Source organism: Caulobacter sp. GW821-FHT09B08, assembly GCF_059418225.1.
In genome coordinates this window covers 335,695-351,379 of the sequence record NZ_JBWKPL010000004.1, presented here as the reverse complement: position 1 = coordinate 351,379, position 15,685 = coordinate 335,695, and the positions used below count along the sequence as shown (strand labels likewise).

Below are 15,685 nucleotides of genomic sequence, written 5' to 3'. Positions count from 1 at the left end.
GTCAGTGGCCCTCGGCCGGAGTCGCGACGGTGTCGTCGTGACGGCGCGGCTTGGGTTTGAAGATCCGTTCGACGATCACGAAGAACAGCGGGACGAAGAAGATCGCCAGCAGGGTGGCCGACAGCATGCCGCCGATCACGCCGGTGCCGATGGCGTGCTGGCTGCCCGAGCCGGCCCCGTTGGAGATCGCCAGGGGCAGGACGCCGAAGACGAAGGCGAACGAGGTCATGATGATCGGCCGCAGACGGATGCGCACCGCCTCCACCGTCGCCTCGACCAGGCCCATGCCCCGCTCGTGCAGGTCCTTGGCGAATTCCACGATCAGGATGGCGTTCTTGGACGCCAGGCCCATGGTCGTCAGCAGGCCCACCTGGAAGTAGATGTCGTTGCTGAGACCGCGCAGGCTGGTCGCCAGCAGGGCGCCGACGATGCCCAGCGGGATGACCATGATCACCGACAGCGGGATCGACCAGCTCTCGTAGAGCGCCGCCAGCAGCAGGAACACCACCAGGATCGAGATGCCGTACAGGGCCGGGGCCTGGTTGCCGGACTCGCGTTCCTGGGCCGACAGGCCGGTCCATTCGAAGCCGATACCCGGCGGCAGCTGGGCGGCGATCTTCTCCATGGCGGCCATGGCCTGACCCGAGCTCTTGCCCGGGGCGGGCGACCCCTGGATGTTCAGCGACGACAGGCCGTTGTAGCGCTCCAGACGCGGCGAGCCGTAGATCCAGTGGCTGGTGGCGAACGAGCTGAACGGGGCCATCGTGCCGGTGCTGGTGCGGACGTACCAGTTGTTCAGGTCTTCAGGCCGCATGCGGTAGGGCGCGTCGGACTGGACGTAGACCTTCTTGACCCGGCCGCGGTCGATGAAGTCGTTGACGTACGAACCGCCCCACGCGGCGCTGAGCGCGGCGTTGATGTCGGCCGTGGTCAGGCCCATCGCCCCGGCTTTCGCCTGGTCGATGTCGATCTTCAGCTGCGGGGTGTCGTCCTGGCCGTTGGGACGCACGCCGGCCAGGGTGGGGTCCTGGGCGGCCATGCCCAGCACCTGGTTGCGCGCGGCGACCAAGGCCTCGTGGCCGACGCCGCCGATGTCCTGCAGCTGGAAGTCGAAGCCCGACGAGGTGCCCAGTTCCGGCACGGCCGGCGGCACGATGGCGAAGACCATGGCGTCGCGGATCTGCGAGAACTTGGCCATGGCGCGGCCCGCCAGGGCCGGGGCCTTGCGGTCGGCGGCCTTGCGCTCGTCGAAGTCCTTCAGGCGGATGAAGGCCAGGCCGGCGTTCTGGCCCGAACCGGCGAAGCTGAAGCCGGCGACGGTGAACACCGCCTCCACCGAGTCCTTCTCGTCGTTCAGGAAGTGGCTGCGCACGGTGTCGAGCACGCGCTGGGTGCGCTCTTCCGGGGCGCCCGGCGGCAGCTGGACGATGGTGAACATCGTGCCCTGGTCTTCCTCGGGCAGGAAGGCGCTGGGCAGGCGGATGAACAGGAAGCCCATCACCAGGATGATCACGCCATAGGCCAGCATCCAGCGGCCGCTCTTGCCCAGTAGCTTGCGGACCGAGCCCTGGTAGCGATCGCTGACGTCGTCGAAGTTGTGGTTGAACCAGTTGAAGAAGCGGTTGAACAGGTTGATCACCGCGCCCACGGGACCGGTGTAGTCGGTCCGGCGCAGGCCGCCGTGGCTGGGCGAGGCCTTCAGCAGGGTGGCGCAGAGGGCCGGGGTCAGCACCAGGGCCACGATCACCGACAGGGCCATGGCCGAGACGATGGTGATCGAGAACTGGCGGTAGATCACGCCCTGCGAGCCGCCGAAGAAGGCCATGGGCACGAACACCGCGGCCAGGACCAGGGCGATGCCGATCAGGGCGCCGGTGATCTCGCCCATCGACTTGCGGGTGGCCTCGACGGGGCTGAGCCCCTCCTCGGTCATCACGCGCTCGACGTTCTCGACCACGACGATGGCGTCGTCGACCAGCAGGCCGATGGCCAGCACCAGGCCGAACATGGTCAGGGTGTTGATCGAGTAGCCGAAGGTCGCCAGCACGCCGAAGGTGCCCAGAAGGACGACCGGCACGGCGATGGTCGGGATGATCGTCGCGCGCCAGTTCTGCAGGAACAGGAACATGACGATGAAGACCAGGACCACGGCCTCGACCAGGGTCTTGATCACCTCCTCGATCGACAGCCGCACGAAGGGCGTGGAGTCGTAGGGGATGACGTACTTGTAGTTGGCCGGGAAGTTCTTCTCCAGCTGGGCCATGCGCGACTTGATGGCGTCGGCGGTGTCCAGGGCGTTGGCGCCGGGGGCCAGGCGCACGGCCAGGCCGGCGGCGGGCTTGCCGTTGTACTTGGCGCCGAAGCCGTAGTTCTCGGCTCCCAGCTCGACGCGAGCCACGTCGCGCAGGTGCACGATGGCGCCGCCGGGGCTGTTCTTGACGATGATGTCCTCGAACTGGGCCGGGGTGGTCAGGCGCGACTGGGCGGTGATCGTGGCGTTCAGGCCGATGCCCGGCAGGTTGGGCACGCCGCCCAGCTGGCCGGCCGAGACCTGGGCGTTCTGGGCCCGGATGGCGGCGATCACGTCGGCCGGGGTCAGGCTGTAGCTGGTCAGCTTGGTCGGGTTCAACCAGATGCGCATGGCGTACTGCGAACCGAACAGCTGCACCTCGCCCACGCCGTCGACGCGGCTGAGCGGGTCCTGCAGGTTGCTGGCGATGTAGTCGGCCAGGTCGGTGTTGGTGGTCTTCGGATCTTCCGAATACATGCCGACGATCAGCAGGAAGTTCCGGGCCGACTTGGCGACGCGCAGGCCTTGCTGCTGGACCTCCTGCGGCAGCAGGGCGGTGGCCGTCTGCAGCTTGTTCTGCACCTGCACCTGGGCGATGTCGATGTTGGTGCCGGCCTTGAAGGTCAGGGTGGTGGTGGCCGCGCCGCTGCTGTCGCTGGTCGACGACATGTAGTCCAGGCCGTCCAGGCCTTTCATCTGCTGTTCGACGACCTGGGTGACGCTGTCCTCGACGGTCTTGGCCGAGGCGCCGGGATAGACGGCGCTGACCGAGACCTGGGGCAGGGCGATGTCGGGATACTGGGCGATCGGCAGGGAGCGGATCGCCAGGGCGCCGGCCAGCATGATGACGATGGCGACGACCCAGGCGAAGATCGGCCGGTCGATGAAGAAACGGGAAAGCATGACGGACCGGCCTTACTGAGCAGCGGTGGCGGCGGTGATGACGGACGGCTTGACCGGGGCGCCGGGGCGGACCTTCTGCAGGCCCTCGACGATGACCTGGTCGCCGGGGTTCAGGCCCGACGTGACAAGCCACTTGTCGCCCACGGTCTGGCTGGTGACGATCGGGCGGGGCTCGGCCGCGCCCTTGGCGCCCACCACCATCACGGTGGCGCCGCCCTTGGGATCGCGGCTGACGGCCGCCTGCGGGATCAGCATGCCGGCGTTGGCCACGCCCTTGCCCAGGACCGCGCGGACGTACATGCCCGGCAGCAGCACGCCGTTCGGGTTGGCGAAGGTGGCGCGCAGGCCCACCGAACCGGTGGTCGGGTCGACGGTGACGTCCGAGAACTCCAGGTGGCCCGGGATGGGATAGGTCGAGCCGTCTTCCAGCTTCAGGGTCACCTGGGCCGAACCCGAGCGGCCCAGCTGGCCGCTGTTCAGCGCCGCCTGCAGCTTCAGCATGTCGGCCGAGGACTGGGTCAGGTCGACATAGATCTTCGACAGGTCCTGCACGGTGGCCAGGGCGTCGGCCTGGTTGGTGGTGACCAGGGCGCCGGGGGTGACCGCGCTCTTGCCGACGCGGCCCGAGATCGGGGCCAGCACCTTGGTGTAACCGAGATTGATGCGGGCGGCGTCGACGGCGGCCTTCTGGGCGGCGACGTTGGCGGCGGCCTGCAGGCTGGCGGCCTGGGCGTCGTCGTTGTCCTGCTTGGAGACCGCGTTGATCTCGACCAGACCCTTGTAGCGGTCGGCCTTCAGCTTGGCGGCGGTGGCCTGGGCCTGGGCCTGGGCCAGGCCGGCGGCGGCGCTGTTATAGGCCGCCTGATAGGTGGCCGGATCGATCTGGTAGAGCGGCTGGCCGGCGCGGACATAGCCGCCTTCCTGGAACAGGCGGGCCTTGACGATGCCGCTGACCTGCGGGCGCACCTCCGAGACCAGGAAGGCCGAGGTGCGGCCGGTCAGTTCCGAGGTCAGGGTGACCGGCTCGGTCTTGGCCACGATCACGCCCACGGGCGTGGGGCCATGGCCGCCGGCGCCGCCGGCGGCTCCGCCCTTGCCTTGGCCGCAGGCGGCCAGGGTGAGCGCGACGGCCGCCAGGAGGGCGGTGCGAGAACGGTCGAACGACATTCGGAAAACCCCAGGAGCGACAGGGCGTCGCAGGCCTTGGCCTTGACGACGCCCTGGTGGTAAACAACATGAGAATGAACGTTCATTCTCAATCGGGCTGGACATAGGTCCGGGGTTGTCGCAAGTCAACCTCGGGGGCTCCGTTCAGCCTGACGTGACGGAAATTTCATTGGGACGCGTGGCTTTTGATGGAAGACGAAGCTCAATCGGCGGTCAGGCCTTCGCCTGAGGCGCGGCGCCAGCAGATCCTGGACGCCGCCTGCGACCGCGTGCGCCAGGCGGGCTTCCACGGCGCCAGCATGGCCGACATCGCCAAGGTCGCCGGCCTCAGCGTCGGCCAGATCTACCGCTACTTCGAGAACAAGGAGGCGATCATCGCCGCCATCGTCGCCCAGGACCTGGCCGAGATGCGCGAGAAGTTCGCCGAGATGGAAAGCCGGCCGGGCGACATGCTGGACGTCATGACCGAGCACCTGCCCGAGGCCGTCGACAAATGTTTCGACACCGGCCGGGCGGCCCTGGTGCTGGAGGTCCTGGCCGAGGCCGCGCGCAATCCCAAGGTCGCGGCCATCGTCCGCGCCGCCGACGAGGAGGAGCGCGCCTTCGCCCTGAAGATGATGGCCCGCGCCCGCCGCCCCGAATGGAGCGACGCGGAGTTCCAGGCCCGCTGCGAGGCGGTGGGCATGCTGTTCGACGGCATGATCATGCGCTCGGTCAACCACCCCGACACGGCGCGCGAGCCGCTGGCGCGCGTGCTGGCCGAGACCATGCGGCACCTGCTCAGCTAGGACGGTCGAAGGACGCAAGCGGCGGTCTCCACGACAAGGGGGAAGGCAGGCGCGAGTCCTTGCCGTCGGGGCAACCTAGCCTGAAAAAACGTATCCGCCTTGTCGGATTGTGGCGCGTTGCATCGTCTTCCGTAAGACTGACGGCCAAAGCGGCCGACCCAGCGCCGCAACGACAGGGAAGAGACCATGACCTCCACCAAGCTTCTGATCGCCGCGGGCGCCGTCGCCATGCTGGCGGCCTGCTCGCCGCCCGCCGCCAAGAAGGCCGAGGCGCCGGCCTCCGCTCCGGCCGCTGCCGCCAAGCCGGCCGCGCCCCAGGTCCCGGCCGGTGACTACAAGCTGGATCCGTCGCACGCCAGCCTGGAGTTCAAGGTCAATCACCTGGGCTTCTCGCACTACACCGCGCGCTTCACCGAATTCGACGTGGCCCTGAAGTTCGACCCGGCCCATCCGGAGACCTCGACCGTCGAGGCCACGATCGATCCCAAGTCGCTGACCCTTCCCAGCCCGCCGGCCGGCTTCAAGGACGAACTGCTCGGCAAGTCCTGGCTGGACGCGGCCCAGTACCCGGCCATCACCTTCCGCTCGACCAAGGTCGAGGTCACCGGCGCCAACACCGCCAAGGTCACCGGCGACTTCACCCTGCACGGCGTGACCAAGCCGGTGGTGCTGGAGACCACCTTCAACGGCGGTTATGCCGGCCATCCGATGGACCCGCACGCCCGCATCGGCTTCTCGGCCCACGGCGTCTTCAAGCGCTCGGACTTCGGTATCGCCTCCGGCGTCCCGGCCCCGGGCTCGACCATGGGCGTCAGCGACGAGGTCGACGTGCAGATCGAGGCGGAGCTCAGCGGCCCGCCGTTGGCGAAGTAGCCACGACCGGGGACATGCCCTTGCGGCGTGTCCCCATCAGCATCCCCGGCGCCGAGAGTTGGGGACACGCCGCAAGGGCGTGTCCCCGGCCTCAGGGAACCAGATCCTTCGCCAGTTCCGGAACCGCCTTCACCAACTCCTCGGCCACGATCTCCGAACAGGCCGCCGCGCCCGCCGGGCCTAGGTGGGTGTAGTCGAACACCGGCAAAAAGCGCCCTGTCGGCGAAGGCGCGGCCGGGACCGGCGGGTCCATCGGCACGGCGGCGGCCCCCGGCAACGGCGGTTCATAGAACTTCACGCTGACCGTCGTGCCGCCGGCCAGGGCGTTGGCCATCTCCGGCGAAGGCGGCGCCTCGGCCCAGGCGGCGGCGCCCAGCGGGCCCAGGGCCTGGGCGGCTTGGGCGCTGCGGGCGTTCAGCTCGACCAGCGCCGTCCCCGTCTCGGCGGCGACGGCGCGCACGGCCTGCGCCCACGGGACCAGGTCGTCGACCAGCTTGCCGTCCTTGAACTGTCGCCGCGACAGGGGCGTGACCAGCACCGGCGTGGCGCCTGCCGCCCGGGCCTCTTCCACATAGCGCTTCAGGTTGGCGGGGAACTCGGCGCGAAGGTCGGTCAGCCGCTCGGCCCGGCCGTAGGCGTCGTTGTGGCCGAACTGGATCAGGACGTAGGTCCGCGCGAAGTCGCCGGCCTTCATCTCCGACAGGGCCAGGGTCCACGAGCCCTCGGCGCGATAGGTCTTGGTGCTGCGCCCGCCGCGCCCCAGGTTCACGCAGGCGATGTTCGAGATCACCCGCGTGGCGCAGAACGCCCCGCCCCAGCCGCTGTTCACGGCGGTGGTGGAGTCGCCGACGAGGATCACCTTGGTAGCCTTGAAGGGCGGGGGATCGGGCGCCTGGGCGAGGCCTGGTGTGGCGAAGAGCAGAGCCATCCCCAAAGCTGTCATCCCGGACAAGCGCGCAGCGCGCCGATCCGGGACCGACTTGGAGCTCAGCGCTTCGGGTCGGTCCCGGGTCTTCGCTTCGCTACGCCCGGGATGACAAACCCTTTCCATCACGCCAGCGCCCGATACTTGAAGCCCTTGAACCGCGCCGAGCCCTTGCCCGCCGCGTAGAGGCCCGGTTTCAGCATCAGGAAGCCGCCGCGCACATTGTGGTGGTAGCCCGAGACCTCCATGCCCCGGTCGAAGCGCTTCCAGGTCTTTCCGCCGTCCCCGCTGGTGTGGAAGCTGACGATGTGGCGGTCATTGCGCAGCCGCATCAGCATCTTCGCGCCGTGCGGATTGGCCGGCCGGCCGCGCTCGATGCCGTACTGGTGGGTGACGAACTTCTCGGTGTCGAAGCCCAGGCCGCAATAGAGCTGGCGGTCGTAGAACAGGATCAGGCCCGCGCGCGTCTCCGGATCGACCTCGACCTCGCACTCGATCTCATAGGCCTGGTCGCCGTTGACGAAGATCAGCGGCGCGCCGGTGGACGGGGCCTCGCCGGAGCCCTTCAGGGTCAGCACTCCGCCGGCTCGCGATAGCCGCTCATGCTCGCCGGGCTTGGGATCGAAGAAGTTCCACTGCACGCCGTACTTGTCGGTACTGAAGTCGTCCGACAGGGCCATGCCGTGCGGTCCGACCTTGCCGCCCTTGGGCTTGGCCAAGGGCTTGGACAGATCCCCTCCGCCGACCTCGAACCAGCCGTCCTGGGTCCAGGTCACCGGGGCCAGCAGGGTCTGGCGGCCCAGGGTGTAGAAGCCGTTTTCGTAGCCGTGATAGACGGTCCACCAGTCGCCGCCCGGTCCCTCGACCAGGGTGGCGTGGCCGCGTGACCACCATTTTTCGCTGTTGTTCGTGGTGCGCACGACGGGGTTGCGGGGATCGTCCTCCCAGGGCCCCGCCAGCGACTTGGACCGCGCCACGATCACCATGTGCCCGGTCGGCGGACCGGCCGTGCCGCCCACGGCGGTGACCAGGTAGTAGTACGCCCCCCGCTTCATCACCTTGGGGCCTTCGGGCGAGAAGCCCTCGACATCCCAGTCCTCCGGATAATGCCACGGGTCGTAGACGTGCTCGGGCTTGCCGACCGTGGACAGGCCGTCCGCCGCCAGCTGGATGCGGTCGCCGCCCGACAGGAACAGCCAGCGCACGCCGTGCTCGTCGACCACGTGGCCGGGGTCGATGTAGCGGGGCAGCTTCAGGTCGATCGGCTCGCTCCACGGCCCTTCGATCCTGTCGGCCCAGATGACGTAGCTGGTGTTGTTGTTCGGAAACTTGGCCGGCAGGTAGATGTAGTAGCGGCCGTTGTGCTTGCAGAGCTCCGGCGCCCAGATCGAGCCGACATTGGTCTTCAGCGTGGTGACGACCGGCGTCCAGTTCACCAGGTCGCGGGAATGCCAGATCAGCAGGCCTGGATAGGCGTCGAACGACGAGTGGGTCATGTAGTAGTCGGCGCCGTCCTTCAGGATCGACGGGTCGGGGTGGTCGCCGGCCAGGATGGGGTTCAGGAACGTGCCGTTCCCCAGGTCGGCCTTGCGCTGGCCCTCGATCCCCGTGGCCCAGACCGGATGGGCCGGCTTGGCGGGCAAGGTTCCCATCTGAGCGTCAGCCGTAGCGGGCAGGGCGGAGGCGGCGGCCCCGGTCAGGAGCGAGCCCAGGGCTCCCCGTCGGCTGATCTGGACCATGGCTTCGTTTCCTCCAGGACGCCGCGACGTTGGTTCGTCGCGTTTGATACCGGTAACTCTAGGGTGGTCGCGGCTTGAATGTCCACCGGTGTCATCGAAGATAACGCTGTCAGTCTGAAACGAAAAACGCCCGGCGGACAGAGCCGCCGGGCGTTCGGGATTTCGAAGGTGGGGGGAGGGTTTACCCCTCCATCGCCTCCAGCTCCTTGCCGCGCGTCTCCTGGATCAGCTTCTGGACCAGGAAGTACGAGATCAGGGCGCACAGGGCGTAGAAGCCATAGGTCGCCGGCAGGCTGACCTTCTTCATGATCGGGAAGCTGAACGAGATCGCGAAGTTGGCGATCCACTGGGCGAAGCCGCAGATGGCCAGGGCCGAACCACGCATCTGGTTGGGGAACATCTCGCCCAGCATGACCCACATCACCGGGCCCCAGCTGAGGTTGAAGAACACCACATAGGCGTTGGCCGAGATCAGGGCGATCAGGCCGACATTGTCGGCCATATGCAGGTTGCCGTTGACCATGCTGGCGGTCGAGAAGCACCAGGTCAGCACGCCCAGGGTCACGGCCATGCCGGCCGAGCCGATCAGCAGCAGCGGCTTGCGGCCGATCTTGTCGATCAGGCCGATGGCCAGCAGGCAGGCCAGGATCGAGAGAGAGCCCGACAGGATGTTGATCTTCAGGCTGTCGGCCTCGGTGAAGCCGACCGACTGCCACAGCACCGAGCCGTAGTAGAAGACGATGTTGATGCCGACCAGCTGTTGGAAGACAGCCAGGACCAGGCCGGCCCACAGGATCGGGCGCAGCTTCCTGGTGACCGGATCCAGCACGTCGGACAGCTTGGGTTGGTGATCGACCGCCAGCGAGGCGCGGATCTCGGCGACCTTGCCCGCGCCCTGGCCCTCGCCGAACAGGCGCGACAGGATCTTCTCGGCTTCGGCGTCCTTACCCTTGGCCACCAGGTAACGCGGGCTTTCGGGGATGGTCAGCAGGCACAAGAAGAAGATGCCCGCCGGGATGACCTGCAGCCAGAACATCCAGCGCCAGGCCGGGAAGCCCAGCCAGAACTCGGCCGTCGAGCTGCCGGCGGCGTTGGCCAGGAAGTAGTTGCCCAGGAACGCGCCGGTCAGACCGGTGATGATCATGATCTGTTGCACGGACGACAGGCGGCCGCGGATGTTGGCCGGCGTGACTTCCGAAATGTAGACGGGACACAGCACCGAGGCGGCGCCCACGCCCAGGCCGCCGATCAGGCGGAACACCACGAAGACCAGCGAGGTCGGCGCCGCACCGGTGCCGATGGCGCTGACGACGAACAGCAGGGCCGAGATGATCATCACCGTGCGGCGGCCCCAGACGTCGGCCAGGCGGCCGGCGGCGAAAGCGCCGAACGCGCAGCCGAGCAGAATGGCCGCCACGTTGAGGCCGGTGCCGAATTCCGTCAGATTGAAAGCGGCTTCCAGGCCCTTCTGCGTGCCGTTGATGACCCCGCTGTCGTAGCCGAACATGAAGCCGCCGATGGTGGCCACGGCCACGATGGCGGCCACGAAGGCCATGTTCACCTTGGCGCCGTCGGCGCTCATGCCGGGGCTCGGGCCGGCGTTTGCTACAGATGCCACTTTGTCTTCCCCGAATGGCCCGAAGGCCGCGTTTGATCCCTAACGAACCCCTCGAACGGGGCCTTGGTTGGCGCGACCTTAGTGTTACCGGTATCAGCACGCAAGCGGCCTGACACGGGTTCCGGGTCGTCTTTCCAGGGCCACGCGGGACCCTGCGTACAGTCACCACGCATGGGGCCAAGTCGCAACTTTCCCGATGGCGCGGAAGACACAGTGCCGGCGCCAAGCGAAACATTGCCGAAAAGACATTTGCTCCGGCCGCGTGTTGGCCCCAATCGCGTCCCTAGGTGGTGACCAAGCTTGGCTTTGGCCACGCGCATCCTCGGGGACATGTCGTGCGTCTGAAAATCCTGCTGCTCGCCGCCACGGCGATCCTGTCGCCGGGCCTGGCTCTGGCCCAGACCGCGCCGGCCAAGCCCGCGAAGCCCGCCGCCACTAAGCCGGCCGACGGCGCGACGGCGGTCGAGGGGGTGACGATCACCAGCGATCCGACGGCCATGCGCACCTCGATCGACCGCCGCAGCTACAGCGTCGCCAACGACCTGTCGGCCAAGACGGGCTCGATCGCCGACGCCCTGCGCAACATCCCCTCGGTCGAGGTCGACGTGCAGGGCAATGTCAGCCTGCGCGGCGATCCCAACGTCACGATCATGATCGACGGCAAGCCTTCCAGCATGTTCAACGGCGAGGGCAAGGCCGACGCCCTGCAGCAGATGCCGGCCGACCAGATCGACCGCGTGGAGGTGATGACCAATCCCTCGGCCGCCTACCGCCCCGACGGCACGGCCGGGATCATCAACCTGGTCACCAAGCAGACCCGCAAGCCGGGCGCGACCGGCTCGTTCAAGCTGAACGTCGGTCCCGACGGCCGCTACAACACCGGGATCACCGGCAATCTGAACCGGGGCAAGCTGTCCCTGTCGGGCGAGGCCGGCTATCGCCACGACCGCCAGATGGGTCAGTCCAGCGACGACCGCGAGAGCCTGGTTCCCGGCGGGGTCCACACCCTCCAGGAGGGCGCGTTCGACAACAAGGGCGCGTCGGTCAATCTGCGCGGCGGCCTGGACTACAGCCTGACCCCCAAGGATCGCCTCAGCGCCGAGGTGCGCTATCGCGGCATGGACTTCGACGCCACGGGCCGCGAGACCTCCGTCACCCTGGCCCCGGCCGGCGGCCCATCCTACGCCCGGGGCACCGACGCCGACTTCAAGCGCGACAACGGCGCGGTCAGCGGCGACTGGCGCCACCAGTTCAAGGGCGCCGAGCACGAGCTGGTCGCCCACGTGGAATACGAGGTCACCGACTTCAAGCGCACCTCGGGCGACGCCGTCGACTACACGCCGGGCGTGGACGAGTACCAGGTGTCCGGCTTCGGCGCCGACCAGGAGCGGGTGAACTTCAAGCTGGACTACACCCGTCCCATGAGCGGCGAGGCCAAGCTGAAGACGGGGCTGGACCTGGAAGGTGTCGGCAACGACTACGACAACCGCTTCTCGACGGGGACCACGCCGCAGGATCAGGTGGTCGACCCCACTCGCACCAACCGGTTCCTTTACGACCAGGACGTCTATGCCGGCTACGTCACCTACGAGCGGCCGTTCGGCGACTTCACGGTGCTGGGCGGGCTGCGGGCCGAGCAGGTGCAGATCCGCACCGACCAAGTGACGTCGGGCCAGAAGGACGACAACGACTACTTCCACCTCTATCCGTCGCTGCACCTGGCCTACACCCTAAGCCAGACCCAGAGCCTGACGGCCAACTACAGCAAGCGGGTCCAGCGCCCGCAGGTGCAGGACCTGAACCCCTATCCGGTCTATATCGACCCCAACAACTACCGGGCCGGCAATCCCGACCTGAAGCCGCAGATCACCGACAGCTACGAGCTGGGCTACCAGTACCGGAAGGGGCCGGCCTCGTACCTGGCCACGGCCTATTACCGCGAGAGCCGCGACGGGGTGACCGACGTGGTGCGCGAACTGCCCGGCGGCGTCTTCCTGACCACCCGCGAGAACCTGGCCAAGAGCCGCAACGGCGGTCTGGAGCTGGTGGCCAACGGCAAGCTGACGCCCAAGCTCAGCTACAACGTCAGCGCCAACGCCTATTGGAACGAGATCCAGTCGACGGTGCCGGGCACGGTGGGGACACGCGACATGACCACCCTGTCGGGCCGCGCCAGCCTCAGCTGGCAGGCCACGCCCAAGGACTTCTTCCAGCTGAACGGCTTCACCTCGGGCAAGCGCCTGACGCCCCAGGGCTATCGCGAGCCGATCTCGCTGCTGAACCTGGGCTATCGCCGCAAGGTCAACGACAAGCTGAACGTGGTGGTCACCGCCAACGACGTGCTCAACGCCTTCGAGGACGTCTCGGTCATCGATACGCCCAGCCTGCGCGAGCGGGTCACCCGGACGGCCAAGGTGCGGGCGGTGTTCGTCGGCTTCACCTACGCCTTCGGCGGCGGCAAGGCGCGGCCCGAAGGGTTCGACTTCGGCACGGGCGCGGTGGGCGGCTGACCGCGATCCTTCTCCCCTTGCGGGAGAAGGTGTCAGCCGAAGGCTGACGGATGAGTGGTCGCGCAAGCGCTAGACGCTGCGACAGCCGAAAGGCCGGTCGCGGCGGTTCTGGTCTTCAACCCCTCACCCGACCCCACTTCGTGGGGCCACCCTCTCCCGCAAGGGGAGAGGGGCGGATAGGGTCGGATTCTTGTGATGAGTCTTGGGGGCGTCATGTCTAAATCTCTCTTTATGGCCGCGGCGTTGGCCCTGGCCGGCGCGCCTTCCATGGCCCTGGCCGCCGCGCCGGTCGCGGCCGTGGCGCCGGCCCATGCGCCCATCCACGAAGAGGGCTTCGTCCGCATCGGCGGCATCGAGCAGTGGGTCACCATCCACGGCGAGGACCGCTCCAAGCCCGCGATCCTGATGGTGCACGGCGGGCCGGGCAATCCGATGACCCCCTACGCCCACCCGTACTTCCAGGCCTGGGAGAAGGACTTCGTCATCGTCCAGTGGGACCAGCGCGGCGCGGGCATGACCTATGGTCGCAATCCGCCGGCCGAGGACGAGCACCTGACGGTCGAGCGCCTGCGCGACGACGGCGTCGAGGTGGCGACCTACGCCCTCCAGCACCTGGGCAAGCGCAAGCTGATCCTGATGGGCGGTTCGTGGAGTTCGATCCTGGGAACCCACATGGCCAAGGCGCGGCCTGACCTGTTCTACGCCTATATCGGCTCGTCGCACCTGGCCCGCTCGGCCGACAACCTCAAGGCCTCGTACGACAAGACCCTGGCCCTGGCGAAAGCCGCCGGCGACGCGGACTCGGTGGGCAAGATCGAGGCCCTGGGCCCGCCGCCCTGGACCAATCCCCGCGCCTTCGGGATTATCCGCCGCGTCACCCGGAAGTACGAGCGCGCCGCCACCGATCCGGCTCCCGAGGCCTGGATGGAGCTGGCCCCCGCCTACGCCACCGACAAGGCTCAGGCCGACTACACCGGCGGCGAGGACTATTCCTACATCGAGTTCGTGGGGATGCACGGCGAGGGGATGTATTCCAAGACCGACCTCTACGCCCTGGGGCCCAAGTTCGACCTGCCGGTCTATGTGATCCTGGGCGAACAGGACCTAGTCTCGACGCCCGAGGTCGCCCGCGCCTGGTTCGACACGATCCAGGCCCCGGACAAGGCCTTCGTGCTACTGCCTAGGACGGGGCACGACCCCAACCCGCCGATGGCGGCCGCGCAACGCCGGATCCTGGACACCAAGGTGCTGCCGCAGATCGGGAAGGGCGCGAACTAGGGCGACCATTCACCTTTACGGCCGTCATTCCCGCCCTTGTGGCGGGAACCCCTCTGTCCGCCGCAAGGGCATGGGTGTGGCGCGCCAGCGCGCCAAGGCGCTTCACGGTTCAGCTGAACCAGGGGTTCCCGCCACAAGGGCGGGAATGACGGTTGAATTGAGAGCGTGGGGCGGTGGCTAAGGCGCGACCGGCGCCTGCTCTCCGCTCTTCAGCTGCAGCCAGTCCGTGAACGGCTGCCGATACGCCAGGTCGAAGACCTCGGCCTGGAGCTTGAAGGGCAGGCTGGCCTCGCTGTTCCACAGCATCACCACGCCGGTCTTGCTGGCGGGGTCGAACATCATGGTCGAGCGATAGCCGTCCACCGCGCCGCTGTGGCCGATCAGCCGGTGGCCCTTGTAGGTGAAGCTGCGCATGCCCAGGCCGTAGCCGGGATGCTCCAGCGAACGGCCCAGGGGCGAGTTGCCATAGGGCCGGCCGGTGTTGACGCGCGGGCGCTGGATCTGCTCCAGCACCGGGGCGGGCAGGACGCCGGGGGCCATGCCCATCTGGGCCTGCATCCAGCGCGACAGGTCGACGATGTCGGAATTGACCCCCGCCGCCGCCGGCACCCGGTAATAGGCTTCCGACAACTTCATGGCCCGGCCGCCGCGCGAGGGCCGCGCCCAGGACTTGGCCGTCTCCAGCCCCTGCAGGCCGACGCTGGCGCTGGTCATCCCTAAGGGCGCGAACAGGCGCTGGCGCACCTCGTCGGCATAGGCGTGGCGGGTGGCGGTCTCGACGACCTCGCGGATCGTGTCGTAGGCGATGTTCTGGTAGCTGTGGCACGTGCCCGGCGGGCACTGGGGCGGCACGGTTCCCAGGCTCTCGCGGATCATCTTCGGATCGCGCCCGCCCTCCAGCCAGCCGTCATAGGCGTTGCGCGGCAGGCCCGTGCGCTGGGACAGCAGCTGCTCGACCGTCAGGGTCTCCTGGGCGTTGCCCGGCAGGCGCAGGCTGACGCCGAACTTGCCCAGCGGGTCGTTCAGCGAGAAGGCGCCGTCCTGGGCCAGGCGCGCGCTCAGCGTGCCGGCCGCGGTCTTTGACAGCGAGGCCCAGCGGAACACCGTGTCGGCCTCGACCTTCTGGCCGTTGTCGGGCGAGGTGCGGCCGTAGCCCTGGACGAACGACAGCCGGCCGTTCTCGACCACGGCGATGGCCAGGCCCTCCATGGACCGGTCGGCCATCATGGTGCGGATGCGGGCGTCCAGGGCGCGATAGTCGATCTGGCCGCGCCAGTCGTGCGGCGCGGTCGGCAGGGCGACGGCCGGGAAGGCGACGGGGCCGTCGGGCGTCGCCGTGGCGGCCACCTGCTTGTCCTGGGGCGCGTGCGAGCAGCGCGAGATCGTCACGCCGCCCAGGCCGAGCACGACCCCCAGGGCCACCACCGACACCGCCGTCCGCCAGCCGGGCCGGCGGCGGAACGCGTAGGTGTTTTGCCTCGTCTTGTAGAACTTGGTCAGTCGTCTGCTCGCCGAATCGTCGCCGCCGCGAGGCTGACGCCGAATGGTGTCGAATCCGCGTCGCGCGACGGGGAGGGGGATGTCCTAGCGGTTT

At 68.2% G+C, this 15,685-nt stretch carries 10 protein-coding genes; 4 read left to right on the top strand and 6 right to left on the bottom strand.

Features of this window, described 5'->3' with window-relative positions; all coding sequences use genetic code 11:
• Position 1 precedes the first annotated feature (1 nt).
• Together AC07OA_RS15000 and AC07OA_RS14995 are read right to left on the bottom strand one after the other, a co-directional pair.
• Positions 2–3,193, bottom strand: a complete 3,192-nt coding sequence (locus AC07OA_RS15000) for an efflux RND transporter permease subunit (protein ID WP_494664610.1) — start codon at positions 3,191–3,193, stop codon at positions 2–4.
• 12 nt (positions 3,194–3,205) lie between these two features.
• On the bottom strand, positions 3,206–4,360 hold the full coding sequence (locus tag AC07OA_RS14995; RefSeq protein WP_494664609.1) for an efflux RND transporter periplasmic adaptor subunit: 1,155 nt from the start codon (positions 4,358–4,360) through the stop codon (positions 3,206–3,208).
• Between the two features lie 188 nt (positions 4,361–4,548).
• Between AC07OA_RS14995 and AC07OA_RS14990 the strand changes: the two genes are divergently transcribed.
• Together AC07OA_RS14990 and AC07OA_RS14985 are read left to right on the top strand one after the other, a co-directional pair.
• A complete protein-coding gene (locus AC07OA_RS14990; protein ID WP_494664608.1) occupies positions 4,549–5,148 on the top strand; it encodes a TetR/AcrR family transcriptional regulator in 600 nt (199 codons plus the stop codon).
• Positions 5,149–5,334: 186 nt separating this feature from the next.
• Positions 5,335–6,021 carry a YceI family protein gene (locus AC07OA_RS14985; protein ID WP_494664607.1) on the top strand — a complete coding sequence of 229 codons (687 nt, stop codon included), beginning with the start codon at positions 5,335–5,337 and terminating at the stop codon, positions 6,019–6,021.
• Between the two features lie 91 nt (positions 6,022–6,112).
• Here the strand turns inward: AC07OA_RS14985 and AC07OA_RS14980 are convergent, their stop codons facing one another.
• The 3 genes from AC07OA_RS14980 to AC07OA_RS14970 all read right to left on the bottom strand — a co-directional run bounded on the left by AC07OA_RS14980 (position 6,113) and on the right by AC07OA_RS14970 (position 10,303).
• Positions 6,113–6,949, bottom strand: a complete 837-nt coding sequence (locus tag AC07OA_RS14980) for a rhamnogalacturonan acetylesterase (protein ID WP_494664606.1) — start codon at positions 6,947–6,949, stop codon at positions 6,113–6,115.
• A 122-nt stretch (positions 6,950–7,071) separates the two neighbouring features.
• Complete coding sequence (locus tag AC07OA_RS14975; protein ID WP_494664605.1) at positions 7,072–8,685, bottom strand: family 43 glycosylhydrolase; 1,614 nt, start codon at positions 8,683–8,685, stop codon at positions 7,072–7,074.
• A 181-nt stretch (positions 8,686–8,866) separates the two neighbouring features.
• Positions 8,867–10,303 (bottom strand): sugar porter family MFS transporter, encoded by a 1,437-nt coding sequence (locus tag AC07OA_RS14970; RefSeq protein ID WP_494664604.1) that lies wholly within the window; start codon positions 10,301–10,303, stop codon positions 8,867–8,869.
• A 335-nt stretch (positions 10,304–10,638) separates the two neighbouring features.
• Here AC07OA_RS14970 and AC07OA_RS14965 point away from each other — a divergent pair, with 335 nt between their 5' ends.
• Complete coding sequence (locus AC07OA_RS14965) at positions 10,639–12,813, top strand: TonB-dependent receptor domain-containing protein (RefSeq protein ID WP_494664603.1); 2,175 nt, start codon at positions 10,639–10,641, stop codon at positions 12,811–12,813.
• A 213-nt stretch (positions 12,814–13,026) separates the two neighbouring features.
• The gene (locus AC07OA_RS14960) at positions 13,027–14,091 is read left to right on the top strand and encodes an alpha/beta fold hydrolase (RefSeq protein WP_494664602.1); all 1,065 of its coding nucleotides are present in this window, start codon (positions 13,027–13,029) and stop codon (positions 14,089–14,091) included.
• A 177-nt stretch (positions 14,092–14,268) separates the two neighbouring features.
• Here AC07OA_RS14960 and AC07OA_RS14955 read toward each other — a convergent pair whose 3' ends face one another.
• A complete protein-coding gene (locus AC07OA_RS14955; protein ID WP_494664601.1) occupies positions 14,269–15,522 on the bottom strand; it encodes a serine hydrolase domain-containing protein in 1,254 nt (417 codons plus the stop codon).
• Between the last annotated feature and the right edge of the window lie 163 nt (positions 15,523–15,685).